The organism is Subtercola boreus (assembly GCF_003399635.1).
Lineage (GTDB): Bacteria > Actinomycetota > Actinomycetes > Actinomycetales > Microbacteriaceae > Subtercola > Subtercola boreus_B.
The window spans coordinates 15,471-38,160 of sequence record NZ_NBXB01000020.1 but is presented as its reverse complement, the minus strand read 5'-3'; the positions used below and the strand labels follow the sequence as shown (position 1 = coordinate 38,160).

The following is a 22,690-nucleotide window of genomic DNA, read 5'->3' as shown; positions in this document are numbered from 1 at the left end:
TGAGACCCCTATCGGTTCACCTGCACTCAGGGGTATGAAGGAGTCAACGCTGCACCAATGTCCCGGAAGGACAACGACGTGAGCACTTTCACCGAACGAGTCGAGATCAGTGGCTCGGCGAAACGCAAAGGCAACGTGCTGGTCAGCTGGCTGACCTCCACAGACCACAAGGTGATCGGGTACATGTACCTGATCGAGTCGTTCCTCTACTTCTGCTTCGGCGGGGTGATGGCGTTGGTCATCCGGGCACAGCTCTTCGAACCGGGTGGTGAGCTGTTGGCGACGAAAGACCAGTACAACCAGCTGTTCACGATGCACGGCACGATCATGCTGCTGATGTTCGCCACTCCCCTGTTCTCGGGATTCGCGAACGTGCTCATGCCGCTCCAGATCGGCGCACCGGATGTCGCGTTCCCCCGACTGAACGCGTTCGCGTTCTGGCTCTACACCTTCGGCAGCGCGATCGTCGTCGCCGGGTTCCTCACCCCCCAGGGCGCCGCATCCTTCGGCTGGTTCGCCTACGCACCACTCTCCAGCCAAACCTTCACACCCGGGGATGGCGGCAACCTGTGGGTCTTCGGCCTCGTGCTCTCCGGTTTCGGCACCATCCTCGGGGCCGTGAACTTCATCACCACCATCATCACCATGCGCGCCCCCGGCATGACGATGTTCCGGTTGCCGTTGTTCACCTGGACCACGCTGGTCACCGGGATCCTGATCCTGATGGCATTCCCCGTACTCGCGGCGGCGCTGTCTGCGCTCGGCATCGACCGGGTGTTCGGTGCACACATCTACGATCCGGCCAACGGCGGTGCCCTGCTCTGGCAACACCTCTTCTGGTTCTTCGGCCACCCGGAGGTCTACATCATCGCGTTGCCCTTCTTCGGGATCATCTCCGAAGTCCTCCCGGTATTCAGCCGCAAACCCCTGTTCGGATACAAGACCCTCGTCTATGCCACCATCGCCATTGCCGCGCTCTCGGTCACGGTGTGGGCGCACCACATGTACGTCACCGGGTCAGTGTTGCTGCCGTTCTTCTCCCTCATGACCATGCTCATCGCCGTGCCCACCGGGGTGAAGATCTTCAACTGGGTCGGAACGATGTGGCGCGGATCTGTCACCTTCGAAACGCCGATGATGTGGGCGATCGGCTTTCTCATCACCTTCACTTTCGGTGGTCTGACGGGTGTCATCCTGGCGTCGCCGCCGCTCGATTTCCACGTCTCCGACAGCTACTTCGTCGTCGCCCACTTCCACTACGTGGTGTTCGGCACCGTGGTGTTCGCGATGTTCTCGGGCTTCTACTTCTGGTGGCCCAAGTGGACCGGCAAGATGCTCAACGAGAAACTCGGCCAGTGGCACTTCTGGCTGCTGTTCATCGGCTTCCACACCACGTTCCTCATCCAGCACTGGCTGGGCGTGATCGGCATGCCCCGCCGGTACGCGTCGTACTCCCCGACAGACGGTTTCACCTGGATGAACCAGATCTCGACGGTCGGTGCTTTCCTGCTCGCGTCGTCAATGATCCCGTTCTTCCTGAACGTGTACATCACCGCCAGGCGGGCGCCGCGAGTGACGGTGAACGACCCCTGGGGTCACGCCAGGTCCTTGGAGTGGGCGACATCCTGCCCGCCACCCCGACACAATTTCACGACCATCCCACGCATCCGCTCGGAATCCCCTGCTTTCGACCTGAACCATCCCGAAGCCGGACTGCCCACTGGTTTGGGCCCCGCTGCAGACGCACCGGACGCTCCGCACCAGAAGATCCGTTAGAGAGTCGGTGGCTGATGGAGGCGCTCCCCCTCTGGTTGCTGGTTGTCATCTTCGCCGCGGCCGCAGCCGTCGTCTGGGTCGCCGGCATCCACCTGTCGAAGACAACCGACGTGCTCGACAAGAAGTTGCACCTCGGCAGTGCCCTCGGCGGCCTGATCGTGCTCGCGGTCGCCACCAATCTTCCCGAGATCGCGATCACGGTCAGCGCCGCGATCAACGGGAACATCGAGGTGGCGGTCGGCAATATCCTGGGCGGCATCGCACTGCAGACCGTGGTGCTGGTCCTTCTCGACCTCTTCGGCAAACGAGGCAAGGGTATCAAGCCCCTCACCTACCGGGCCGCCTCCCTCACAATCGTCCTCGAAGCCCTCGTCGTGGTTGCAGTCCTCGGGATCGTGATCGCCGGCACCCAACTACCGAGCGGCCTCATCGTCGCCGGCATCACTCCCCAGGGCCTGCTCATCGTTCTGGCGTGGGTCGTCGGGCTGCTGCTTGTGAAACGTGCAGGGTCCACACTGCCCTGGCACGAGAACGGCAATGCTCCGGATGGCGCACCGCACCAATCCGGTCACCGCCGCCACACCCCACCAAAGATGAGCACAGTCAAGGCCGCCGTGATCTTCGGAGTAGCAGCCCTTGGCACCCTGGTCGCGGGCGTCGTCCTCGAGCGGGCGGGCGAGGCCGCTTCCAGCCAGCTGGGGCTGTCGGGAATCCTGTTCGGCGCCACCATTCTCGCCCTCGCAACATCACTTCCCGAGCTGTCAACAGGCATCCAGTCCATCAGGCAGGGCGACGACAATCTCGCCATGAGCGACATCTTCGGCGGAAACGCTTTCCTGCCCGTACTGCTCTTCGTCGCCACCCTCATCTCCGGGAAGGCCGTGTTGCCGTCGGCGAACGCGAGCGACATCTACCTGTCAGCTCTCGGAGTGCTCCTGACCCTCGTCTACGCGGTCGGGCTGCTTTTCAGGCCCCAGAAGAAGATCGCCGGAATGGGCATCGATTCTCTCGCCGTCCTGGTGATCTATCTGGCAGGCGTTGCCGGTCTCCTCGCCATCTCTGCCGCAGGCTGAACCGGGCGGGGCCCGATCAGCTGCCGTGGCCCGCAGTCTCGGCGGGATTCTCACCGTCACCGGAGACGAATCTCCGCAATGAGTGCAACGCTGCCGTGTCAGGTTTCGCCGCCTGATAAGCGTTGAAGAGTTTCTCCACCTCGTCGGCGACGCGTTCGCGCCGTTCGGGTGTCACAGTGGCGACGCGCAACCGGGTGGCCAGACGCAAGGCCGCCTCACGACGACCGGATGCTCGAGACCATAGGTTCTGACTCCAGGGGCGGGGCGAGAGAAGAGGGGAACGAGACTCTCGCCGGAGAGATACAGTGCGCTGACCGCGGTGTACGGGTCGTCGCTGCCGGAGGCAAGACCTCGGACGGCGATCTCCACAAGCTGCTGCGCGGTTTGGGTACCACTGATGCTGCCCGGCGGGTATCGAGTGGTGGCGTGGGCGGTGTGTTCGCGCATGTTGTAGGTGCCGGTCTCGACGGTGATGGTGTTGTGGACGATGCGGTCCATGATCGCGTCGGCGTGGACGCCGGAGCCGAGGTACCTAACTGGTGGGCGGCAGGCCGGCGAGACGAAGGACGGATCGAAGTCCGGCGGGTGTTCCGGGCCAGTGTCTCTGGATTGCGGCGCTGCCTGCCTTTCGTGTCGCGAATCGGAGGGCGATTGCGACGATGAGTGCGTCATCGGCATAGCCGAGGACGGGGATGAAGTCCGGGATAAGGTCGATCGGTGAGATCAGATATATCAGCAGGACGATCAGCCATATCCGGACCCCTCGAGGGACTGCCCGGTCACTGGCAAGTCGTTTCAGCAGCCGGACGACGTCGGGTGCGAGCCGCAGAAGATCCCGCAACGATGCCCGTTCGGGATGTTTTCGTTGTTCTGCCCACAAGATGGCCACGAGGACAAGCCACATCACGGTGATGCCGAGCGTGACTGTGACGAGGATCTGCAACCACTCGGCCACCGTCATTCCGTGTCCGGCCGGAAGATGTGGACAGCTTCACGGACGGCGTAGTAGACGATCACGTAGCCGGCCAGAGCGTCGGCCCACCACCAGCCGAGCACCAGATCCAGAACGATACCGGCCAGCACGGTGACAGCGAGGAGGCCATCGATGAATGTCACGCGGCCTTCGGTTTCGAGCACGGGGTTGTTCAACGCCCGCCCGGTCGTGCTGCGGCCGAGGAGGGTTCCATTCATAGTGAGGTCTGCTCGCTTTGGGTTGCTGGGGTGTCCGCTGTCGGGGTCGTTCCGCGCATGACGTCGTAGACCATCTCGGCGTATCCCTCGAGCACCGATTCGCAGGCGTGGAGCCGCTGTTCGGCGGTGTGTGCTTCGGGTAAGCCCAGCACGTCTCTTTTCATGAGATCCAGGTACCAACGGCGGAGCCGCTCGAGGGATTGTTCTTCTTCTTCGAGTTCCCCGAAGGTGAACTTCTGCTTCGCGATTTCCCGCGCGATTTCTGCTTCGAATTTGCCGCAATCGGCCTCGAACTCGTTCCACTCATCGACGCGAGCTGCACGGTAGGCGGTCTCGATCAGCATCGCGGACGCCTCATCACGAGGCGACGCATCGATCACGGCCAGCACACCACCGCCCTTGTGACACAGCTCGGCTGCACGGTCGACAGCAGGCTGGAACGCCGGACCTGCCGGCATGCCCCACGTCCCCGCGGACACGGGGACCGCACCCGCTCTTCGTAACTCACGCCACACCGCAACGCGGTGCCGGGACGGTTCCGCCGAGAGCTGCACGATCAAAAGCACCCACTGAGTATCACTAATCACAAGACTAAATGTAACACACGTCACACAAATGGGTTGCGGTGCTGTCGTCCGTCCGGATCCGGCTCACGGGCGGGACTATTTCGGTCAGCGTAGTAATTGGCCCAGCTGCCTCCGGCGCGGGCGGTCGCGCGTGCTGCCGCCGTGATGGGTATGCCGAGGATTCCGGCGAGCATCGCGGGCGGGATTTCGCGGGCGAGTTGGTCGATCGCGATGAGATGCATGGTGCGCCGTTGGATACCGATGTCGGCGGTCCCCGCCCGCCGGGTGCGGGGCAATGACCGAACCAGTGACGCGAGCGGTCCGGGAACCTCCAGCGCGTCGGGCCCACGGTGTCATCGTTGAGCAGCCGGTCGGCGACCTGCCAGCGCGTTTCCGAGTCCGTAGCGGGCGTGGGGATACCGATGTACGCGGGCGGGAGGATGAGGGTGCGAGGCAGCACGCCGCGGTGCTGCGCCCCGGAAAGGAACGCCCGGATCGTCCAGGTGATCAGCGGAGGTATTCGGCCGCCTTCGGGTGGGGAAGTTGGTCGAGAGTCTCATGCTCGAGAGGCACTCGCCCCTCATTCAGAGCGGTCAGCAGCTCCCGGGACCGGGCCAGCCACCGGCCCACGGTCAGGGGTTGCTGCACGGCAAGGATCGCGGGGCGGAGCCGTTCCAGATTGCCGTTGTGTCCGGCCAGCATGATCCGTCGAGCTGGCTTGCCGCAGTCCCGGCAGGTGCCCGCGCACGGTTCCGGCCTTTCTGACAGCCCGTGCAGAGCGGCCGCTTGCTGCCGTGCGGGCGGCCACAGATCGGACAGGGTCTCTGACTGCTTTCCCTTCACCGGACGGTGCCAGCGGGCGCCTGTAGCGCCACCAGGCCGAGCGGCTCGGGCATGACCCGAAGAACGCCAAGTCCCGCAAGAAGCTGGGCAAGAAGGTCGCCCGCAAGGTCGACGACCTCAAGAAGTAGGCTCCGCCCCATCCGCCCACCCCTCCACCCAGATCGGATCCCTCATGCGCAAAGTACTGTTCATCATCCTGTGCTTCTTCTTCCCGTTCGTCGCCGTTCTCACCCGCGACTGACAAACGACGAGTCGGTTCATGCCTCGGGCCTACGCTCAGAGCTCCCTTCGGACGATCTCTGCCCCCGCCCCCAGTGCGGCAAGCTTTGCGCGGGCGATACCTCGGGGCAGGGGTGCCATGCCGCAGTTGGTGGAGGGGTAGAGCTTGTCAGCGTCGACGAACTTCAGCGCCTTCCGCAGAGTCTGGGCGACCTCTTCAGGTTTTTCGATGGCGGTGGTCGCCACGTCGATGGCACCGACCATCACCTTCTTCCCCCGGATGAGCTCGATCAGGTCGAGGGGCACGTGCGAGTTGTGGCACTCGAGCGAGACGATGTCGATGTCCGAGGCTTGAATCTTCGGGAAGATCGCTTCGTATTGACGCCACTCCGCTCCGAGGGTCTGTTTCCAGTCGGTGTTGGCTTTGATGCCGTAGCCGTAGCAGACGTGCACCGCCGTCTCGCAGGTGAGGCCTTCGATCGCTTTCTCCAGCGCGGCCACACCCCAGTCGTTCACCTCATCGAAGAAGACATTGAAAGAGGGCTCATCGAACTGGATGATGTCGATGCCCGCATCCTGCAGTTCTCTCGCCTCCTGGTTGAGAATCGTGGCAAACTCCCAGGCCAGCTTCTCCCGGCTCCCATAATGGGCGTCATAGAGAGTGTCGACCATGGTCATCGGCCCGGGCAGGGCCCACTTGATGGGCTGGTCGGTCTGGCCTCGGAGAAACCGGGCATCGTCGACGAAGACCGGCTTTTCTCGGGTCACCGCGCCGACCACGGTGGGTACAGATGCGTCGTATCGGTCGCGGATCCTGACCGTCTTTCGATTCTCGAAATCCACGCCGCTGAGGTGTTCGATGAAGGTGGTGACGAAATGCTGTCGGGTCTGCTCGCCGTCGCTCACGATGTCGATGCCCGCCTGTTGCTGGTCCAACAGCGACAATCGGAGAGCATCATGCCTGCCCTCCACCAACTCGTCACCGTCGAGCTTCCAGGGCGACCAAAGTTTCTCGGGCTCTGCAAGCCACGAGGGCTTGGGCAGGCTGCCGGCGGTGGATGTCGGAAGTACTGTGTTCAAGACTGTTCTCCTTGCGGATCGAGCTGATTGACCGTGACGTCTTTCGACCACTCCTCGAGCGCGGTCCTGTGCGGGGTTATGAAGTGCTCCTCGGCGAACCTGCCCTGCTCCATGGCCAGTCGGCTGCGCTCCTCGCGGTCGTAGACGATCGGGATGGGCGAGAAGTCCGGATTCGCCAGGCTCGGCTGGTACGACACGCCCGCTGCCGAGTTGGCGTTGTAGATCTCCGGTCGGTAGATCTTCTGGAAGGTCTCCATCGTTCCGATCGTGGCGGCCAGTTCGAGGTCGCTGTACTCACCGAGCAGATCACCGAGGTGGTAGAAGGCAAGAGGGGCCACGCCGTTCGGGGGGAGAAAGAAGCGGACGCTCAAACCCATCTTCGCGAAGTAGGCATCCGTCTGCGAGTACTCACTCTGTCGGTACTCGACGCCCAGGACGGGGTGACGATTCTCGGTGCGCTGGTAGGTCTTGCTGGTTGAGACACTGAGGCAGATGACGGGCGGCTTGGGGAAGTTCTCGGCGTAGGTGTCGGAGCGCAGAAAAGCCTTGAACAGGTTTCCGTGCAGAACTCCGAAATCGTCTGGCGGGCAATCGCCGGAAGTGCTCCCGCTGCAGGCCGGGAGCAGGACGCTGAAGTCGTAGTCCCGCACGTACGACGAGAAATTGTTTCCCACAATGCCGTGGGTGCGTTCGCCGGATCGTCGGTCCACGACAGTCGTTCGCAACACTTCGATCAGCGGCATCGCCTCGCCACTGACGTCGCCACCACCTTCGATGGCGACGCACACCGAGACGATGTCGAGTTCGATCGAGTATCGATCCCCGTTTTCGTTGTCCCAGTGGGCCAGTTCGTTGAAACGGCTGTCGATCATCCCCAACGTCTTCCGCAGGTTCTGTTCGCGGTTCTCGCCCCGGGCCAGGTTGGCGAAGTTCGTCGTGGTGCGCGTATCGCTGCGAGGGCGATAGTCCTCGTCGAATCTGGTGCTCGACAGAGAGAACGTCAGGTCGGTCATCGACAGAGCACCGCCAGGGTGAAAACGGTGGGTACGACACCGGCATGGTACGGCGAAAGGGGTGAGCACGGAGTGATTGGACGCACGACAGACCGATCTGGTTCGGGCGGGCCGAAGCGGCCCGCTGAAGAGCTTTTCAGGGAGCCGCAGCGCGTGCCCACTGGATGTGATCCCGGGCGCAAGGCTTCGCGTCGTGCTGCGATGTCTTGGACTGTAACCGCCTCCGAGAGGACTTCGCAAGTTGTTGCCCGTAACATTTCGACTCGATCTTCCGTCACCCTCGCTTGCTCGCACCACTTCGGCCTCTTCCCTCTGCGCGATATCGTGATCCGATGATCATCCGGGCCGGCACAGCCGACGAGCGCGACATCTGCGTCGCGATCTGGCTGGACGCTCTGCGTGCCAGCGACGGCCATGAACAGGGACTCGAAGTCGCCGCCCGAGCTCACGCCAAGTTCGAACAGACGATCGTGCGTTTCGCAGTGGCCGGAGCGCGACTCGAACTCCTCGCGAAGGGAGTCCCATGATGCGACGGCATGGCTGAACAGAGAGCCCGTCGTGACAGAACTGACCATTCCGCAAGAGCCTCGGCCGCTTCGTGCAGGTCCCTGTTCTTGCGGGCTGAAGCCGAAACGGGTGGATTCTAGGAAAGGCGGCGACGCTTGTCGCCGCGCCTCAGGAGAACCAGGCCGAGCCCGCCGAGAACAACACCAGCCGCCACGGAGCCGGCGAAGAGACCTGCCCCGCTGTCGGTACCGGTCGACGCAAGCTCCGGCGATGGGCCGGGAGCCTGGGTGAAGGGAGGACCGGGGAAAGATCCACTGCGTGCAGCGGAATAGTTCGTGTCACCGGAGTAGACGATTTCGAGTTTCTGTTCCCCCGCTGTCTGCGATGTGGCCAACGCCGAAGCTCCGGAGACACCGTCGGGCTGCGTCGAGTCCTGCACGAGCGGAGCGGAAGCGACCAGCACGCCCCCGAGGTAGAAGTCCACGGAGCCGGTGGGGTCGAGCAGTGTGTACGATCCCTCGACGGGCGGCGCAGAAACGACCGCCTTCAGCTCGATCGTGCCGCCGACGGGAAGGGAGACCACGTCGCCGCCCCACCCTCCGGAAACCGTTGGAGTGGCCGGCGTGATGGTGAGGTCGGCTCGACCGGACGATGGAGCCTGCACCAGCGGATCCGCCGGGACGAACAGTGCACCGATGTCGAATCCGGGCGGCAGCTGGAAGTACGGATCCACGGTCTCCTGCCCCGGTTCGGGACCGAAGCTCGTGCTGCCGAACTCGACCTCCGCGACGCCGTCGACGAGAGTCTGGGGCACCTGGAACGTCGTTCCGCCCATGATCGTGAACTGCACGGTGCCGACCCCAGGTTGACCCGACTCGTCGCGAACCGACACCGAGAGGAACACCGGCGTGCCAAATTCCATCGACGTCGGTGTCGTGATGGTCACCACAGTGCTCAGAGGCGCCGCCGCCGGAACCTCGGACGTCACCGCAGACGGCGACGGCACTACAGACGGCAACGGCACTACAGACGGCAACGGAGCTGCCGGCGTGGGCACGGCCGACGGTACCGGAACGGATGGCGCGGGCGCGGGTGCAGGCGCATCGGTCGCGACGGGCGCTGGAGTATTCACCTCCGCAACCGCCGCATCCACTGAGCCGAAGACGACCGTTCCCATCAGAAGGAGGGCGCCGAGCCCGACTCCTGCAATCGCCGTGCGGCTCTCATTCGCGCGAAACATCATCATGGTACTTCTCCCCCGGAGTTCAACATTTCGGCCAGCCGCACCGCAGATTCCACTGCGCGTTCTGTCCGTCTAAACAGTAATGTCCGGCAGAGCCGTTCGAGTTCCATTGACCGGAAAGATCGGGCGCCACATCTGGCCAAACGGGGTCTAAATCGAGCTGGCGTAGGCTCATCCGATGATCCACTTGAACTTTCGCACGGTGAAACCCGAGGCCCGGGAAACGGTCGAGCTGTGGCTCTCCGAACTGAACGGTCTCCGCCGAGACGAGGCCCTCGAATCGCTCCGGGCGGAAGGTGTCCGTCATGAAACCGCGGTGATTCTCGACACGAGCGACGGCCCGATTCTCGTGCACGCGATGGAATCGGACGACATCGACCGGGCCCGCAGAATCGGCGCCGCGTCGACACTTCCTGTTGACAAGCGACACCACGAAGTCATGCGCGCAGCCGACGGCGGTCCCGCAGCGTCCCGCGTCCTCCTCGACCTGCATGACCTCCATGACGTCCACCGTGTCGCCGGTGACTAGCTGCCTCCGTCGCGGGGCGGATGCGTCCGACATTCCGGCCTCCGCCTCCGGTGCGCGGGCCGTGTCCGCATCCAAACCGGCCGGTGGGCCGTGCGGGATCTCAGGTTCGCGCCGCTAGCGTTGTCTCATGCATGCACTCGACGATCCGATCCGGTCTGCTCTCATCTCACGGCATTCGGCGTTGGCCCATGTAAGCGGAAGCGCCATGCGATACCCCGATGACGTCGCGCCCTTTGGTTCCATGCCGATGAACCCCACCAGTGACGACTGGGCTGACCTCGCAGGGCTGACCACCATGGACGACCCCGCGGCCATGTTCGTGCCCCAGGACTTCATCGTGCCGGCGGGGTGGGTCACTCGTCTGAGCCTTGGTCTCTCGCAACTGACCGACGATGGCGTCGATACCACTGGGCCGCGCGGTGCCGACATCGTCGAGTTGGGCGCCGCTCAGGTCGAAGCCATGCTCGAGCTCACAACGCTCACCCGTCCGGGGCCATTCCTGAGGCGCACCACAGTGTTCGGAGGCTACGTCGGGATCCGTGAGGGTGGGCAACTCCTGGCGATGGCCGGGCGACGGTTGAGCATGCCCGGCTGGGTCGAAGTCAGCGCGGTGTGCACCCACCCCGCGGCACGAGGGCGCGGGTACGCGAAACGGCTCACAACGGAGGTGGTGCGCGACATTCGTGCCGACGGCGACCGCGCCTTTCTTCACGTGGCGCACGGCAACCCTGCTCGAAGTGTCTACGAGGCAATGGGGTTCGTCATTCGGCGCGATGACCTCAAGGTAGTCGACGTGGCTCGCGCGGAGAACGCACCCGGTCCCCCGTCGATCTGACTTCCGCTGAACGCCTGTCTTGTGCGAAGTGCCCTCGAAACTATCGGTCGAGATGCTGGACACGCGAATCCGCCATCCTGCGGGCTGTCCTCGGTGAGGCGCCCCGACCAGTCACGGATGACGCCTTCCCAGCGGTCGGCGAAGTGGACGCGTTCGCGGTTGAAGCGATGATGACGACGGTACGTCCCCCGTGCTCAGCTGCCCGAGCCCATTCGGGGTGAGAGGGCTCGGGCAACCGGAGTCGGGCTGGCGTGGGTGCTAGGAACACCGGATGGCCAGCAACAGTATTCGGCCTGCACACCTACCATATCGGCCGCACTCGCAGAGGGTCCATCACCCAGAAAAGGGGCGACCCGTACGGGGGGTGATGGCCTAAAGAGGCTCTGTGATGTACAACTGGAGAGTCGGCTCAGAGCAAGTTTCGGGTTGTTCGAGCTGACAGGTGGGGGTTGCCGGCTGGTGCCTGCTAGGAACAGGCGACAGTCGTGTCCTGCCGGCGGCACGGCACTCGTGTCCATCCGATGCCGTGCCGCACTCGTCGAGCCAGTCCAAGGTAGCCGCTGACATCCGACCCGATCTCCTCCTCCCGGGAGGAGACGGTGTAGGAGGCGCGTGGTGTGCCTGCGGCGGGTGCGGCCTGAGTGTCGAAGGTCGAGAGGTGCTGCACGACGTCGTCTTTGGCGATCGTTGTGGTGGTCGCGACGACGAGAGTCGATCGCCAGTCGCCCTGCGAGTCAGGCGGCCGCACCTGGTCGTAGGAGAACAACGCGACGCCAGGATGACGGGCGATGACCGCGAGCCCGTCGAGAGTGGCTTCGTCCGGCACCGTGGCGTCGACGGTGATTGTCGTGAGTGCCGGGTCAGTAGCATCAGGGCCGGCTGCGTTCACCGTGACGGTCGTGGTGGCTCCGGTGCCAAATCCGGACGCCAGCTGAGTTCGCGACGAGCCGTGCGGTTGCGAGCCCGCCCTGCAGAGAATTGGCGATCTCGTGCACGGCACCTGTTCCGGGCTGATGTTGAGACAGAGGCCTCGGTCAACCCGTCTTCGACGGATGATTACTCTGCCCGGGTAGTGGGAGGATCGTGGGTATGCCCGGGGGAAATGACGACGAGTTTTCTGCGCTGCGGAACAGGGCCTACGGGCCCGCCGCGGACATCCACAACGATCCAGAGGCGCTGGGCCGACTCCGCCACTTGGAGGGCGAAGCGAAGCGGCACGAGATCCCGGAACAGCCGGAAACGTTCTCGGACCCAGCGGGAGAGCGGAACGATCCGTCCGCCCCGGGTGAAGACGAGCCGCCACAAAGTCCGGATGAGCGGATCCGGTCGTGGCCGGAGAAGGCGTACCGGGCCGTTCGCCACGCGAGACGGTCGAGCGTCCTCATCGGCTTCGGGGTCTTCGTCATCATCGTGAGTGTGTTGACGGCATTGACACTGGTTCAGAGGGTGCAGGTTTATGGACTCCGAACGGTGGTCACCACAGCCGGGTTCTTCGCCATAAGCGGCAGCCCGAACGATCCTTGCCTCAGCCTCTTCAGCGAGGCCGACATGCGTGAAGCGTCCTCCGATTCCTTCTCCGGGCAGGCGTTGGGTGGGTGCGCCGCAGGACGGTTCCCCGCGATGGTGCAGTTCCGGCCCGACGCGGACGGATACCCCGCCGACCTCCGCGCAGCGTTCCCGGGCCCGGCCGCCCTGCAGTTCGTCTACGACCAAGCCACCAACGAGATCGTCGTGTTCGTCGAGACCGACTGAGGCGCGCTGAGCGTCCTGCCGAAGAGCGGCGAGCCGGGCCAGGCCGTAGGCGATGTCGGAATACCAGCGTTCGGGGTCGCTGAGGGTCAGCGCCGCCCACTGCGCTCCCTGCTCCGGTTGAGTCACGGTCTGGAACGCCGCATGGAATCCCACAGCGGCGAAGACGGAAGCGATGGCGAAAGGCACGAGGGCGGCCCGGAAGACGTGGGATGCGACACCGTACTCCGCGCCGAACAGGAGCGAGGCCACCGACGAGACTCCCACCCGGATGCCGACGGCCAGGGACACGACCAGGATGACGGATGCGGCGGCGCCGAGACGTGGAGGAAGGGATCGGGTCGTGGTCGGGGTTCCTTCAGCGGGCGGTCGGGGGCGATTGAGAGGAAGTGGCGCGCAACGAGCTCGTTATCGAACACCCACAGTCCACGCACTCTGGATCGGGCCATGACCAGGTCCAAAAAGGATTCGCCGTGGCTGCGTTCATGCAACCCCTGGCCACCACCGATGGATTCGAGGTAGGTGAAGAAGCCATGCATTGTCTCCGCCCGAAGGAAGTACCCCTTCTTCGACGCGCCACCGCCCCGCACGAATTGGAGGTGGTCGGCGAGTGATGACTCTGAGCCCGCGATCCAGGACCTGCCGCACGGGCGCGAGCGTTGCCGGCCACACCGTCCGATCCAGCGACCCCGGCGTTCGTTCTACGACCCGCCTCAGAGGCAGGTTCGTGAAAGGCTGATCCGCTGGTCTGAGCATGCACACATGCTCTCATCATTCCCTCCCGTACTGGCCGTCAAGCACCATCAGAAGGACGTCGACAGTCCTCCGTGCCGCGAATTCCGGAGCCTGCGAAGGAACGGAACGGGCACGTCGACGTTTCTGCTCGAGTCGGACATGTTCGACAGCGCAGGCCGGGCAGTTCAACAGACTCCCGGCCGCCCCAGAAGGGGAATCATGGCGAATGGATCGCCGTCGATTGCCGATGGATGAGCGCCCTCCTCCGCGTGGACGACGCCGTCTTCGACGCCTACGCCCCCGCCTCGATAGCATGCACAGCATGACAATCACACTGGAGAACGTCGGGATCGCGGTTCGTGACATCGAGGCGACGGTGGCGTTCTTCACCGACCTCGGCCTGGTGGTCGTCGGTCGTGACACGATCAGCGGCGAATGGGCGGACACCGCAGTCGGCCTCGACGGCAATCACGCCAAGATCGCTGTACTGACGACGCCTGACGGTCGGGGACAGATCGAACTCTTCGAATACCTGCACCCCGATGCGATCGAAACGGAGCCCACTCGCCCCAACGAGATCGGTATGCACCGCATCGCGTTCTCCGTCGACAACCTCGACGCCGCTCTGGAGGTCGCCGCGAAGCACGGATGCCACCCGCTTCGCGGTGTCGCCACGTACGGGGACGCTTACCGGCTGACCTACCTCCGCGGCCCGAGCGGCATCCTGGTGATGCTGGCCGAGGATCTGAAGAAGGCCTGACCCGTCCCGATGCACTACCCCCGCACCTGCACCCGGGGCACGCCCCTCCGCTCAGATCACGGGGAGGTCGGCGTAGGCGCGCTTGACGCCGTTGTACCAGTCGAGTGACTTCTTGGGATGCATCCACCGCCCCTTCATCGCGTCGCGGGCCGCGGCGTGGGACTCGTCGCCCGATTTGACGGCTTCCCTGAGGTGCTTGTCCTGGGCTTTAATGATGTCGTCTGCGGTTTCGGCTCGGTGTTCGAGCTCGCACGGGCCACCGAGGCTGTTGCAGGTCATAGTCTTCATGGTCTTCTCCTCCTGCCGTCGCTCTCGACGGCTTCTACTCCTCTGACGGCTCAGAGGACGAGAATGTGACATCCGTCTTCGCGCGGCGGACCACACTCTGCAGCGCCTCGGGTTCGGCTCGGAACATGACCGACTGCACCGCGCCTCGCAGAACGGTGAAGTCGAAGACGACCGCGGCAGTGCCACGCTGGAACCAGGCAAAGCCGGGTCGACCCTCGACGAACACGGGCAGGGCCGCGTGAGCGCTGCCGTTGAAGAATGCTGCGACAGCCTCCCGGCCTTCGATCTGCTGGGGGGTGCCCGCCACGATCGCCGCCGCGTCGGCGCTCACGCTCGCGCCGGGGGCCAGGAGGGCCAGCAGACGCACCAGGTCGCTCCCTCGAGCAGCCGCCATGAAGGCATCCACGACCTGCTGGTCGGTAATAGGCCCGCCGGGCTCTGCGCCGGCGATCTTGGCTCGCGCCCGGGATGCGAGCTTTCGTGCGGCGGCCGGCCCGCGTTCGAGGATGTCGCCGATGGTGTCGAAGTCGAACCCGAACGACTCGTGGAGCACGAGGGCCACGCGTTCGTTCGGACTGAGACGGTCGACCACTACGTGGAGGGCCTGGCCCACAGCCTCCCGCTGTTCAGCCGAGCGCGCCGGATCGGAGACACTCCCTGCCGCCGTATCGCCATCCTGTGCCGGGGTGTGGGCACTGTCGTCCGCCGGGACGTCAACCGGCACCGGCACACGCTGTCGCAGGCGATCGATGCACAACCGGGTGGTGACCGTCGTCAGCCATGCAGGCACGTTCTCCAGGTCGACCGTGTTCTCGTTCAGACGGAGCCACGCCTGCTGCACGATGTCTTGGGCCTCGTGACGATCATCGAGGATGCGCGACGCGATGCTGACCAACCGGCCACGCTGCTGCTCGAACTGCTCCTGGTCTGCTCCTGCCGTCGCCACGGCCTCACCTTACGCTCGCACCGGGCGTGCTGCCCAGGTGTGGGCTAGGGCGTGCGGCGGAGGAAGCGCGCTGAAACCGCGGCGCCACGCCGCACCGACGCCCGCCTCGAACCCGGGTTGGCGAACGAGTCCAGCATCGTTGCGTGGTTGACGACCGCCTGGCGAGCGGCGGGAAGGTCGCTGTAGGGGTCGATGATTCCCCCGGCTCGATCCGTGCTGATGAAGTGACCGTCCACGAATTCGACCATGCCGACGAACTCACCCGAACCCTGCGCCAGCGTCGCCGTCGGCTCGGTGGACTTCGATCACCTCGCCGAGCTGCTGAGGAAGAGTAGAGCCAACTCTGTTGCGTCAGCGCTCCCCTGCAGGAGCGCTCTGGGGGACGACAACAAACGTGTCCACCCTGTGCGGCCCGGGCGACGGGTTGATTTCCGCCGCCCCTCTGTGCAGGTGCACGGCTGTGGTCGGGCCGCGCAGCCGGCGCTGCTAGTGCGTGAGCGCCGCGCGGGACTCGGCGAGCAGCTCCTCGACGCGGGGCACCACCTGGGTGCCGTAGAGCTCGATGTTCCGCATCATGTTCTCGTGCGGCAGCGTGCCCGCGCTGTACTTCAGATCGAACCGGTTCGCCCCGAGCACGTCGATCGTCGCGGCGATCTTCTTCGCGACCGTCTCGGGCGACCCCACATAGATCGCACCGTTCGGGGTGGCCTCGCCCTCGAACTGCTGGCGGGTGAGGGGCGGCCAGCCCCGGCTCGCGCCGATCCGCGCGTGCATCCGCTGGTAGTGCGGGAAGAACTCGTTCTTGGCCTGCTCGTCGGTCTCGGCGATGTAGCCGGGCGAATGCACACCGATCGCCTGCATCGGCAGCTCGAGCTGCGTGATGGCCCGCTTGTACAGGTCGACGTAGGGCGCGAAGCGAGCGGATGCTCCCCCGATGATCGCCAGCATCATGGGCAACCCGTAACGGGCGGTTCGCACGACAGACTCCGGGCTGCCACCGACACCGACCCAGGTGCGGAGCGAGCCGCTCTCGGTGACGGGGTAGACGGACTGGTTCGCGAGCGGTGCACGGGTCGTGCCGCTCCAGGTGACCGGCTTCTCCTGCAGCAGTTCGGTGAACAGCTCGAGCTTCTCTTCGAAGAGCTTCTCGTAGTCGCCGAGGTCGTAGCCGAACAGCGGGAACGATTCGGTGAACGAGCCCCGGCCGAGAATGACCTCGGCACGACCATCCGACACCGCATCGAGCGTCGAGAACCGCTGGAACACGCGCACCGGGTCGTCGGAGCTCAGCACGGTGACGGCCGAACCGAGATGGATGTTCGCGGTACGGCCCGCGATGGCGGCGAGCACCACGTCAGGGGCGGAGACCGCGAAGTCCTCGCGGTGGTGTTCGCCCAGGCCGAAGAAGCTGAGGCCCACCTGGTCAGCCAGCACGCCCTCGTCGACGACGTTGCGGATCACCTGCGCCTGCGTGACGGCTTCACCGTTCGGGGCGTTCGTCACATCCCCAAAAGTGTCGAGCCCGAACTCGATGCGGTCTGTTCCCACTGCTTCGGTCATGACGAAAACCCTGCCATCCTTTTGTCTCTACACCACACGTCTATGCGTTTGCATGCAATACAACCATCTCGGCGGCAGGGTATTCCCGGCATCCTCCCCCGCGAATTCCGCGGAACTGCCGGGTCGCTCAGGCTTTCGACAGCACACGGTGCCTATGCTCGCTCCGATGACTTCTGCCACCACACCCCGCCGCATCCTGACGCCCGAGCAGCGTCAGCGTCGGCGACGCCGACAGGTCGCCACCCGGTGGCTCGTCATCGCCGTCGTGCTCGCGGTGGTCGCGACCGGCGGGTACGTGGTCTACAACTACCAGCGTTTCGTCGGCGGAATCAACCACATCGACGCCATTCCGGGCGGCACGAACACAACAGGCAAAGACCAGAACATCCTGCTGGTCGGCGACGACCACCGACCCGACAACGCGACGCCCGAGCAACTCGCCCAGCTCGGCACAGAGCAGGATGGCGGCGGAACCAGCACCGACACCATGATCGTCGTGCACCTGCCAGCCGACGGCAGCTCCGCCACGATGATCTCCCTCCCCCGTGACTCCTGGGTCGACATTCCGGGCTACGGTCAGGACAAGCTGAACTCGGCCTTCATCCACGGAGTCGAGGATGGCGGGAACGACGCTGCCGGGGCGCAGCTGCTGATAACGACCATCCAGAACCTCACCGGGCTGACGATCGACCATTTCGTGCGCGTCTCGCTGCTCGGGTTCTACAACGTGGTCGACGCGCTCGGGCCAGTGCAGGTGTGCCTGAACAAGGCCGTCGACGACCCGTTCTCGGCGATCGACCTGCCCGCCGGCGTCTCGTCACTGAACGCCTCGCAGGCGCTGTCGTTCGTGCGCCAGCGCCACGGCCTGCCGAACGGCGACCTCGATCGCCAGGTGCGGCAGCAGTACTTCCTCTCCGTCGAGGCGCGCCAGATCCTGTCGGCCGGAACCCTGCTCAACCCCGTCAAGCTCGGTAGCGTGCTCGACGCCATCAGTTCATCGGTCGAGACCGACCCGGGACTCAACATCATCGACCTCGCAACGCAGATGCGAGGGCTGAGCGCCGACAAGATCCGTTCGGCGACGATCCCGATCACCGGCACCCCGACGATCCAGGTCGACGGGAACGACGTGTCGATCGTCGAGGTCGACACGGCTGCGATGCCGGGCTTCATCGCCGGAATCCTCGGCTCCGGGTCTCCGGATGCTCCCGCCACCGCGTCTGCGTACGACTCCGCCACGGCGTCGGCGCCCGGCGATGTCACCGTGACCGTGCTGAACGGCAGTGACGCCGACGGCGTGGCCGCGGCAGCCTCGGACGCCTTCTCGGGCTTCGGGTTCGGCACCGGAACCCCGGCGTCTGCCGACACACGGGCCACCACGGTCATCCAGTACGCAGCCGGCAAGGAGGGTAACGCGAAGGCGGTCGCCGCTTACCTCCCCGGCGCGTCGGTCGAGGAGTCTGCTGACGTGTCGGATGTCACCGTCATCCTCGGCGCCGACGGCATCGCCGTGACAGATCCCGCCGCGGCCGCCTCCGCCTCCCCAGCCGCCCCAGTCACCCCCGCCGACACTCCGACGCCGACCCCGTCGACGCCCGGCACCAGCTACGCCCAGGGCGCCTGCATCAACTGACGTCGAGCCAGCCGACGATCTCCCTGTTCGCGCCGAGCAGCAGCATGCGGTAAAGGTCCATCGTGTTGGCCCTCGCAGGGTCAGGTTCGACGAGATAGAGCCCACTGCCGTCGGCCGCACTGAGGCGATCCTCCCCGACCTGCCCTGTGAGAGCGGCGACCGTCTCGCGGTGATGGTCAACGGATTGGGCGGCACACCGATCAGCGAGCTCTACCTGCTGTACGGGATCGTGCACCAGAAGCTGGCCGACAAGGGGTTAACCATCGGCCGAAACTACTCCGGCGAGTACTGCATATCGCTCGACATGGCTGGCGCCTCGCTCACGCTCGTGAAGCTCGACGATGGGGTCGAGTCGTTTCTGGCCGCGCCCGCGGAGATCGCGGTGCGCATCTTCTGACCGGCCGGGCTGCTGGTCGTGACGGTCATCGGCGCGTTCGCCTCAGGCAGCGGCCACATACCTGCGCCCGCCGACGGCGAGGTCGACGCAGAGCGCCAGCAAGAGGTCACGCTCACTCTCCTGCACTGGCGCCGGCAGCACCAGCCGCGTGCCGAGGATGCGGATCGGTAGGCTACCGCCGCTCGGCACGCCGTCGCTGACGAGCGCCCCGATCCCCTCGGAGGCGAGAGCGAAGCCGAAGCCGACCAGGTCAACCGGGCTGATGTCCCACCCCGACGCCGCAAGGATCACGTCGACCCGGGCCGCTGGCCCACCGTGTTCGGATCGCACGAGCATCCGACGGACGTCTGCAGTGCTGGCGCGGTCGGGATCGGGTTCGATCGTGAACAGCACGCCGCCGGCAGCGCCCCTGACGGTGGTCGTCGCACCGCAGGTGACGGTGGCGACCGTCGACCCACATCGTTCGATCGTCGACGGGGAGTTGTAGCCGCTGGCCGTCACGACCCGCTGGCCCTCACGGGTCTGCATCAGGTGGCGCCCGGGCCCGTGGTTGCGGAGCCCCAGGGCAATGGCGAGCTTGCCCCCGAAACCGCCGGCCCCGCCCTGGCGGACCGTCGCGACCGGGGCGCCCGGCGCATCCACGAACGTCATCGTCAGCGCGTTTGTGTACCGCCGGCCCACCCGGCCGACGATCACAGTGGGTTCTTCAGTGGTCTCCATGAACCGAGCTTACCTCAGATCTGACATGAGCCTGCTGATAGGTTTCTGCCTGCATGAATCGTTCTGGAGCTAGATTGCTAATTAGCACCTGTGCTATATTGCGAGCATGCAAGAAGCCGTGAGTGACATCTTCTCCGCCCTGGCTCACCCCACGAGGCGCCAGATCCTGCAAGACCTCCGAGACGGGGAGCTCGCCGCCGGCGACATCGCCGCCCGGTTCCAGGCCTCGGGTCCGACGATCTCACGGCACCTGTCGGTGTTGAAGGCGGCGGGGCTGGTCACCGAGCGGCGCGATTCGAACCGCATCCTCTACTCGCTGGTCGGCGAGCGGTTGGCACTGTCCGTCGGAGATTTCCTCTCGAGCGTCTGCCCGGAGCAGATCGTGCTGCGGAGCATCCGCAAGCCGACGAAGAAGGCGACGGTCGCTTCGACGAACACGGCGGCGAACGCGGCCACCTCATGAAGCTCCGGATGCCCGACCTCTCGGCCACGATCGAACGCCGGCTGCTCATCAACTACCGCGTCGACCCGCGGGTCGCAGAGGCCCTGCTGCCCGCGGGGTTCCGACCGCAACTCGTCGACGGCAGTGCGGTTGCCGGCATCTGTCTCATCCGCCTCGGCGACCTGCGCCCGGCACGCGTCAGACCGCGGGTCGGCTGGCACGCCGAGAACGCTGCCCACCGCATCGCCGTCGAGTGGGACACCCCCACTGGGCCCCGCACCGGGGTCTTCATCCCCGAACGCCACAGCGCGTCGTGGTTGGCTGTCGCGGCGGGCGAACGCATCTTTCCGGGCATCCACCGGCACGCGCAGTTCGTGAGCGACGAGTCGGCCGACCGGATGCACGTAGTGATGCGCTCGACAGGCATGACAGTCGACGCCGGGGTGGTCGCCCTGCCGGAACTGCCCGGCGGGGCATCCGGTGCCTGGGGGAGCTCCCTGTTCCCTACCCTCGATGCGGCGTCGGAGTTCTTCCGCGCCGGAAGCACGGGGTGGTCGCCGACACGCTCGGGCGCGTTGCAGGGGCTCACGCTCTCGACCTCGGCATGGCGCATCGAGGGCGGAAAGGCGTTGACGGTTCGCTCGAGCTACTTCGACGCTCTGCTTGCGGGCTCAGCCAAGCTCGACAGCGTGCTCGTGATGCGCGGCGTGCCGGTCACGTGGAGCGTTCCGGCGCTGTCGCTCACGCCGGGTCGGGCAACCACTCCGGCACCAGCAGCTCCCTGACGACGAGGCGCGGCGACCATCGTCGCCCGCCAGCCGCGTCGCCGGACATCTCCCGCGCCCGAACCGGGTGGCACGTCGGGCGCCTCCGCCACGCCGACCACGGTCGTTGCGTCGGCACTCGTCTCCGTCTCGCCGGGCCCTCCCGGCGAGCATCCGGCCAGCATCACCACCAGCACGGCCGCCAGGCTCAGAACAGTGGCGCGAGTACCGATCGACGTCAACCGAGCACTCTACGCGAACAAACGACACCGGCCTCAGAACCCGCCCCCGCGCGATCGATCTCCCGAAAATTGTCGCTCAGAGCGCCGCAGAGCGACAATTTTCGGGAGATCGATCGCACTGGAGGGCAGGGCAGGTGTGGGACTACTCCGTCACGTCGCGCGACCAGGCGCGCGGGCCCTGCGAACCGGCCGGGTACTCCTCGAGGGGCACGTCGCCCCGCTTCCACGAGTTCAGCACCGGCGCGACGATCCGCCAGCACGTCTCGGCGACGTCGCCGCGGATCGACAGCGTCGGGTCGTTGCCGAGCACCCCGCGCATCACCTCGCCATAGGCAGTGAGGGGTGACGGGTCGAGGGTCGCGCTCAGGTCATGGCGGGCGAGGCTGAACGGATCCCCGTCGCCATTCAACGTCAGCTCGAAGGTGAGGGTCGGCGGGCGCAGGCCGACGACGATCCGCTCCTGCGACTCCGACCCGGTGAGCCCGTCGGGCACAAAGCCGAGGGGCTTCATCGTGAGCACCACCTGTTTCACCGGCTCCCCGATCGCCTTGCCCGACCGCAGCACGAAGGGCACGCCCGCCCAGCGCCGCGTCTTCACTTCGACGACCATCTCAGCGAGCGTCTCCGTCTCACGCGACGGGTCCACGCCCTCCTCCGATGCATACGCGGGCATCGTCCGCCGCCCCACGGTGCCGGCGCCGTACCGCGCACGGCGGCTCACATCATCCGTTCCCGGCAGCATCGGCGCACCCGACCACACCGAGGTCGCGCGCAGCACCGCAGCCGTCGCCGCGCGGAAGTCGACCGGGTCGACGCGCGTCGGCGCCTCCATGGCCACGATCGAGAGCACCTGCAGCAGGTGCGACTGCAGCATGTCGATCAGCGCCCCCGACGTGTCGTAGTACCCGGCGCGCCCCTCGAGCCCGAGGTCTTCGTCGTAGATGATCTCGACCTTCTCGACGTTCTGGTTGTTCCAGATCGGCTCCACCAGCCGGTTCACGAAGCGGAGGCCCAGGATGTTGAGCACCGTCGACATGCCCAGGAAGTGGTCGACCCGGTGGATCTGCTCCTCGGGCACGAGCTTCAGCAGGTGCCGGTTGAGCGTCGCCGCGCTGCGCGAGTCCGACCCGAACGGCTTCTCGAGGGCGAACACGGTTCCCTCGGGCAGGTCGACGGAGGCCATGGTCTGGATGACCGTCGACACGATCGCGGGCGGCAGCGCGAAGTAGATCACCAGCGAACCCTCGACGCTCTCGAGGATGTTCGTGAGGTCATCCTTCGACGTCGGATCGCCGACCACGTAGTCGGCGTCCTTCACGAGTGCCCGGGCCGTGGCCCCCTTCGCCTCGACCCCGTCGAACGCCGTCTTCACGGTCTTCTGCCATTCGTCGCGGCTCCGCTCCGAACGGCCGGAACCGATGATGCGAAGACCCGAGATCAGCTCGCGGTCAGTGTCCACTCCCCCGCCCACCAGGCTGGCGAGGCCCGGCAGCAGGAGTCGTTCGGTCAGGTCACCGCTGGCACCGAGAATGAGGAGGGTCTTCGACGTCATCATACGTCGAGCGTACTTGCCCGAATG

At 65.5% G+C, this 22,690-nt stretch carries 27 protein-coding genes and 1 pseudogene; 11 read left to right on the top strand and 17 right to left on the bottom strand.

Annotated elements, in window-relative coordinates; translation table 11 throughout:
- The first annotated feature begins 57 nt into the window (after positions 1-57).
- Together ctaD and B7R22_RS06795 are read left to right on the top strand one after the other, a co-directional pair.
- The gene (gene ctaD / locus B7R22_RS06800) at positions 58-1,776 is read left to right on the top strand and encodes an aa3-type cytochrome oxidase subunit I (protein ID WP_116411023.1); all 1,719 of its coding nucleotides are present in this window, start codon (positions 58-60) and stop codon (positions 1,774-1,776) included.
- Positions 1,777-1,790: 14 nt separating this feature from the next.
- Entirely contained in the window at positions 1,791-2,849 is a 1,059-nt protein-coding gene (locus tag B7R22_RS06795) for a sodium:calcium antiporter (protein WP_116411022.1), read from the top strand.
- A gap of 171 nt (positions 2,850-3,020) precedes the next feature.
- Here the strand turns inward: B7R22_RS06795 and B7R22_RS19700 are convergent, their stop codons facing one another.
- The 9 genes and pseudogenes from B7R22_RS19700 to B7R22_RS06760 all read right to left on the bottom strand — a co-directional run bounded on the left by B7R22_RS19700 (position 3,021) and on the right by B7R22_RS06760 (position 7,761).
- On the bottom strand, positions 3,021-3,296 hold the full coding sequence (locus tag B7R22_RS19700; protein ID WP_253258930.1) for a DUF2254 family protein: 276 nt from the start codon (positions 3,294-3,296) through the stop codon (positions 3,021-3,023).
- A pseudogene (locus B7R22_RS20425) lies at positions 3,279-3,377 on the bottom strand (ATP-binding protein); the annotation flags it as partial. The pseudogene B7R22_RS20425 and the gene B7R22_RS19700, both read right to left, overlap by 18 nt.
- Before the next feature lie 4 nt (positions 3,378-3,381).
- Positions 3,382-3,810 (bottom strand): YkvA family protein, encoded by a 429-nt coding sequence (locus tag B7R22_RS06785; protein WP_116411021.1) that lies wholly within the window; start codon positions 3,808-3,810, stop codon positions 3,382-3,384.
- On the bottom strand, positions 3,807-4,040 hold the full coding sequence (locus B7R22_RS06780) for a cation transporter (RefSeq protein WP_116411020.1): 234 nt from the start codon (positions 4,038-4,040) through the stop codon (positions 3,807-3,809). Before B7R22_RS06780 ends, B7R22_RS06785 begins: the two co-directional genes overlap by 4 nt.
- Positions 4,037-4,606 carry a Chromate resistance protein ChrB gene (locus tag B7R22_RS06775; protein ID WP_216363412.1) on the bottom strand — a complete coding sequence of 190 codons (570 nt, stop codon included), beginning with the start codon at positions 4,604-4,606 and terminating at the stop codon, positions 4,037-4,039. Before B7R22_RS06775 ends, B7R22_RS06780 begins: the two co-directional genes overlap by 4 nt.
- A gap of 41 nt (positions 4,607-4,647) precedes the next feature.
- Positions 4,648-4,848, bottom strand: coding sequence for a hypothetical protein (locus tag B7R22_RS18770; RefSeq protein ID WP_147305327.1), 201 nt, complete (start codon positions 4,846-4,848; stop codon positions 4,648-4,650).
- Positions 4,849-5,113: 265 nt separating this feature from the next.
- Positions 5,114-5,308: a hypothetical protein gene (locus B7R22_RS06770; RefSeq protein ID WP_116411019.1), complete on the bottom strand. Its 195-nt coding sequence runs from the start codon at positions 5,306-5,308 to the stop codon at positions 5,114-5,116.
- Between the two features lie 417 nt (positions 5,309-5,725).
- Positions 5,726-6,748 (bottom strand): methionine synthase, encoded by a 1,023-nt coding sequence (locus tag B7R22_RS06765; protein ID WP_116411018.1) that lies wholly within the window; start codon positions 6,746-6,748, stop codon positions 5,726-5,728.
- Positions 6,745-7,761, bottom strand: a complete 1,017-nt coding sequence (locus tag B7R22_RS06760; protein WP_116411017.1) for a putative oxygenase MesX — start codon at positions 7,759-7,761, stop codon at positions 6,745-6,747. Before B7R22_RS06760 ends, B7R22_RS06765 begins: the two co-directional genes overlap by 4 nt.
- Positions 7,762-8,093: 332 nt before the next feature.
- Between B7R22_RS06760 and B7R22_RS06755 the strand changes: the two genes are divergently transcribed.
- Positions 8,094-8,288, top strand: a complete 195-nt coding sequence (locus B7R22_RS06755) for a hypothetical protein (protein WP_116411016.1) — start codon at positions 8,094-8,096, stop codon at positions 8,286-8,288.
- A 116-nt stretch (positions 8,289-8,404) separates the two neighbouring features.
- On the opposite strand, the gene B7R22_RS06750 is transcribed toward B7R22_RS06755, so the two are convergent.
- On the bottom strand, positions 8,405-9,514 hold the full coding sequence (locus tag B7R22_RS06750) for an Ig-like domain repeat protein (protein WP_147305326.1): 1,110 nt from the start codon (positions 9,512-9,514) through the stop codon (positions 8,405-8,407).
- 175 nt (positions 9,515-9,689) lie between these two features.
- Between B7R22_RS06750 and B7R22_RS06740 the strand changes: the two genes are divergently transcribed.
- Positions 9,690-10,040: a DUF6176 family protein gene (locus B7R22_RS06740; RefSeq protein ID WP_116411013.1), complete on the top strand. Its 351-nt coding sequence runs from the start codon at positions 9,690-9,692 to the stop codon at positions 10,038-10,040.
- Positions 10,041-10,245: 205 nt separating this feature from the next.
- Positions 10,246-10,875: a GNAT family N-acetyltransferase gene (locus B7R22_RS06735; RefSeq protein ID WP_216363411.1), complete on the top strand. Its 630-nt coding sequence runs from the start codon at positions 10,246-10,248 to the stop codon at positions 10,873-10,875.
- A gap of 466 nt (positions 10,876-11,341) precedes the next feature.
- Here the strand turns inward: B7R22_RS06735 and B7R22_RS06730 are convergent, their stop codons facing one another.
- On the bottom strand, positions 11,342-11,764 hold the full coding sequence (locus B7R22_RS06730) for a hypothetical protein (protein ID WP_116411011.1): 423 nt from the start codon (positions 11,762-11,764) through the stop codon (positions 11,342-11,344).
- Positions 11,765-11,964: 200 nt separating this feature from the next.
- On the opposite strand from B7R22_RS06730, the gene B7R22_RS06725 reads away from it, so the two are divergent.
- Both B7R22_RS06725 and B7R22_RS06720 read left to right on the top strand, forming a co-directional pair.
- Complete coding sequence (locus B7R22_RS06725; RefSeq protein WP_116411010.1) at positions 11,965-12,627, top strand: hypothetical protein; 663 nt, start codon at positions 11,965-11,967, stop codon at positions 12,625-12,627.
- 1,054 nt (positions 12,628-13,681) lie between these two features.
- Entirely contained in the window at positions 13,682-14,119 is a 438-nt protein-coding gene (locus B7R22_RS06720) for a VOC family protein (protein ID WP_116411055.1), read from the top strand.
- Between the two features lie 51 nt (positions 14,120-14,170).
- Here the strand turns inward: B7R22_RS06720 and B7R22_RS06715 are convergent, their stop codons facing one another.
- The 4 genes from B7R22_RS06715 to B7R22_RS06700 all read right to left on the bottom strand — a co-directional run bounded on the left by B7R22_RS06715 (position 14,171) and on the right by B7R22_RS06700 (position 16,913).
- Entirely contained in the window at positions 14,171-14,407 is a 237-nt protein-coding gene (locus B7R22_RS06715) for a DUF1059 domain-containing protein (RefSeq protein WP_116411009.1), read from the bottom strand.
- A 34-nt stretch (positions 14,408-14,441) separates the two neighbouring features.
- A complete protein-coding gene (locus tag B7R22_RS06710; RefSeq protein WP_116411008.1) occupies positions 14,442-15,353 on the bottom strand; it encodes a sigma-70 family RNA polymerase sigma factor in 912 nt (303 codons plus the stop codon).
- A gap of 44 nt (positions 15,354-15,397) precedes the next feature.
- Positions 15,398-15,601, bottom strand: coding sequence for a hypothetical protein (locus B7R22_RS06705; protein ID WP_116411007.1), 204 nt, complete (start codon positions 15,599-15,601; stop codon positions 15,398-15,400).
- A gap of 238 nt (positions 15,602-15,839) precedes the next feature.
- Positions 15,840-16,913 (bottom strand): LLM class flavin-dependent oxidoreductase, encoded by a 1,074-nt coding sequence (locus tag B7R22_RS06700; protein WP_116411006.1) that lies wholly within the window; start codon positions 16,911-16,913, stop codon positions 15,840-15,842.
- A 166-nt stretch (positions 16,914-17,079) separates the two neighbouring features.
- On the opposite strand from B7R22_RS06700, the gene B7R22_RS06695 reads away from it, so the two are divergent.
- Together B7R22_RS06695 and B7R22_RS20210 are read left to right on the top strand one after the other, a co-directional pair.
- Entirely contained in the window at positions 17,080-18,546 is a 1,467-nt protein-coding gene (locus B7R22_RS06695; protein WP_253258924.1) for an LCP family protein, read from the top strand.
- Entirely contained in the window at positions 18,431-18,943 is a 513-nt protein-coding gene (locus B7R22_RS20210) for a dihydroxyacetone kinase subunit DhaK (RefSeq protein WP_116411004.1), read from the top strand. Before B7R22_RS06695 ends, B7R22_RS20210 begins: the two co-directional genes overlap by 116 nt.
- A gap of 42 nt (positions 18,944-18,985) precedes the next feature.
- Here the strand turns inward: B7R22_RS20210 and B7R22_RS06685 are convergent, their stop codons facing one another.
- Positions 18,986-19,663, bottom strand: coding sequence for a hypothetical protein (locus B7R22_RS06685; protein ID WP_116411003.1), 678 nt, complete (start codon positions 19,661-19,663; stop codon positions 18,986-18,988).
- A gap of 106 nt (positions 19,664-19,769) precedes the next feature.
- Between B7R22_RS06685 and B7R22_RS06680 the strand changes: the two genes are divergently transcribed.
- Both B7R22_RS06680 and B7R22_RS06675 read left to right on the top strand, forming a co-directional pair.
- Positions 19,770-20,126 (top strand): metalloregulator ArsR/SmtB family transcription factor, encoded by a 357-nt coding sequence (locus B7R22_RS06680; RefSeq protein WP_116411002.1) that lies wholly within the window; start codon positions 19,770-19,772, stop codon positions 20,124-20,126.
- 8 nt (positions 20,127-20,134) lie between these two features.
- Positions 20,135-20,890 carry a DUF2071 domain-containing protein gene (locus B7R22_RS06675; protein ID WP_216363410.1) on the top strand — a complete coding sequence of 252 codons (756 nt, stop codon included), beginning with the start codon at positions 20,135-20,137 and terminating at the stop codon, positions 20,888-20,890.
- A gap of 363 nt (positions 20,891-21,253) precedes the next feature.
- Here the strand turns inward: B7R22_RS06675 and B7R22_RS06670 are convergent, their stop codons facing one another.
- Positions 21,254-22,666: a glucose-6-phosphate dehydrogenase gene (locus B7R22_RS06670; protein WP_367379184.1), complete on the bottom strand. Its 1,413-nt coding sequence runs from the start codon at positions 22,664-22,666 to the stop codon at positions 21,254-21,256.
- Positions 22,667-22,690: the final 24 nt, after the last annotated feature.

Coding starts and splice junctions, on each gene's coding strand:
- ctaD (WP_116411023.1), top strand. CDS start 58: ATGTCCCGGAAGGACAACGACGTGAGCACTTTCACCGAACGAGTCGAG.
- B7R22_RS06795 (WP_116411022.1), top strand. CDS start 1,791: ATGGAGGCGCTCCCCCTCTGGTTGCTGGTTGTCATCTTCGCCGCGGCC.
- B7R22_RS19700 (WP_253258930.1), bottom strand. CDS start 3,296: ATGCGCGAACACACCGCCCACGCCACCACTCGATACCCGCCGGGCAGC.
- B7R22_RS06785 (WP_116411021.1), bottom strand. CDS start 3,810: ATGACGGTGGCCGAGTGGTTGCAGATCCTCGTCACAGTCACGCTCGGC.
- B7R22_RS06780 (WP_116411020.1), bottom strand. CDS start 4,040: ATGAATGGAACCCTCCTCGGCCGCAGCACGACCGGGCGGGCGTTGAAC.
- B7R22_RS18770 (WP_147305327.1), bottom strand. CDS start 4,848: ATGCATCTCATCGCGATCGACCAACTCGCCCGCGAAATCCCGCCCGCG.
- B7R22_RS06770 (WP_116411019.1), bottom strand. CDS start 5,308: ATGCTGGCCGGACACAACGGCAATCTGGAACGGCTCCGCCCCGCGATC.
- B7R22_RS06760 (WP_116411017.1), bottom strand. CDS start 7,761: ATGACCGACCTGACGTTCTCTCTGTCGAGCACCAGATTCGACGAGGAC.
- B7R22_RS06755 (WP_116411016.1), top strand. CDS start 8,094: ATGATCATCCGGGCCGGCACAGCCGACGAGCGCGACATCTGCGTCGCG.
- B7R22_RS06750 (WP_147305326.1), bottom strand. CDS start 9,514: ATGATGATGTTTCGCGCGAATGAGAGCCGCACGGCGATTGCAGGAGTC.
- B7R22_RS06740 (WP_116411013.1), top strand. CDS start 9,690: ATGATCCACTTGAACTTTCGCACGGTGAAACCCGAGGCCCGGGAAACG.
- B7R22_RS06735 (WP_216363411.1), top strand. CDS start 10,246: ATGCGATACCCCGATGACGTCGCGCCCTTTGGTTCCATGCCGATGAAC.
- B7R22_RS06725 (WP_116411010.1), top strand. CDS start 11,965: ATGCCCGGGGGAAATGACGACGAGTTTTCTGCGCTGCGGAACAGGGCC.
- B7R22_RS06720 (WP_116411055.1), top strand. CDS start 13,682: ATGACAATCACACTGGAGAACGTCGGGATCGCGGTTCGTGACATCGAG.
- B7R22_RS06715 (WP_116411009.1), bottom strand. CDS start 14,407: ATGAAGACTATGACCTGCAACAGCCTCGGTGGCCCGTGCGAGCTCGAA.
- B7R22_RS06705 (WP_116411007.1), bottom strand. CDS start 15,601: ATGGTCGAATTCGTGGACGGTCACTTCATCAGCACGGATCGAGCCGGG.
- B7R22_RS06700 (WP_116411006.1), bottom strand. CDS start 16,913: ATGACCGAAGCAGTGGGAACAGACCGCATCGAGTTCGGGCTCGACACT.
- B7R22_RS06695 (WP_253258924.1), top strand. CDS start 17,080: ATGACTTCTGCCACCACACCCCGCCGCATCCTGACGCCCGAGCAGCGT.
- B7R22_RS06685 (WP_116411003.1), bottom strand. CDS start 19,663: ATGGAGACCACTGAAGAACCCACTGTGATCGTCGGCCGGGTGGGCCGG.
- B7R22_RS06680 (WP_116411002.1), top strand. CDS start 19,770: ATGCAAGAAGCCGTGAGTGACATCTTCTCCGCCCTGGCTCACCCCACG.
- B7R22_RS06675 (WP_216363410.1), top strand. CDS start 20,135: ATGCCCGACCTCTCGGCCACGATCGAACGCCGGCTGCTCATCAACTAC.
- B7R22_RS06670 (WP_367379184.1), bottom strand. CDS start 22,666: ATGATGACGTCGAAGACCCTCCTCATTCTCGGTGCCAGCGGTGACCTG.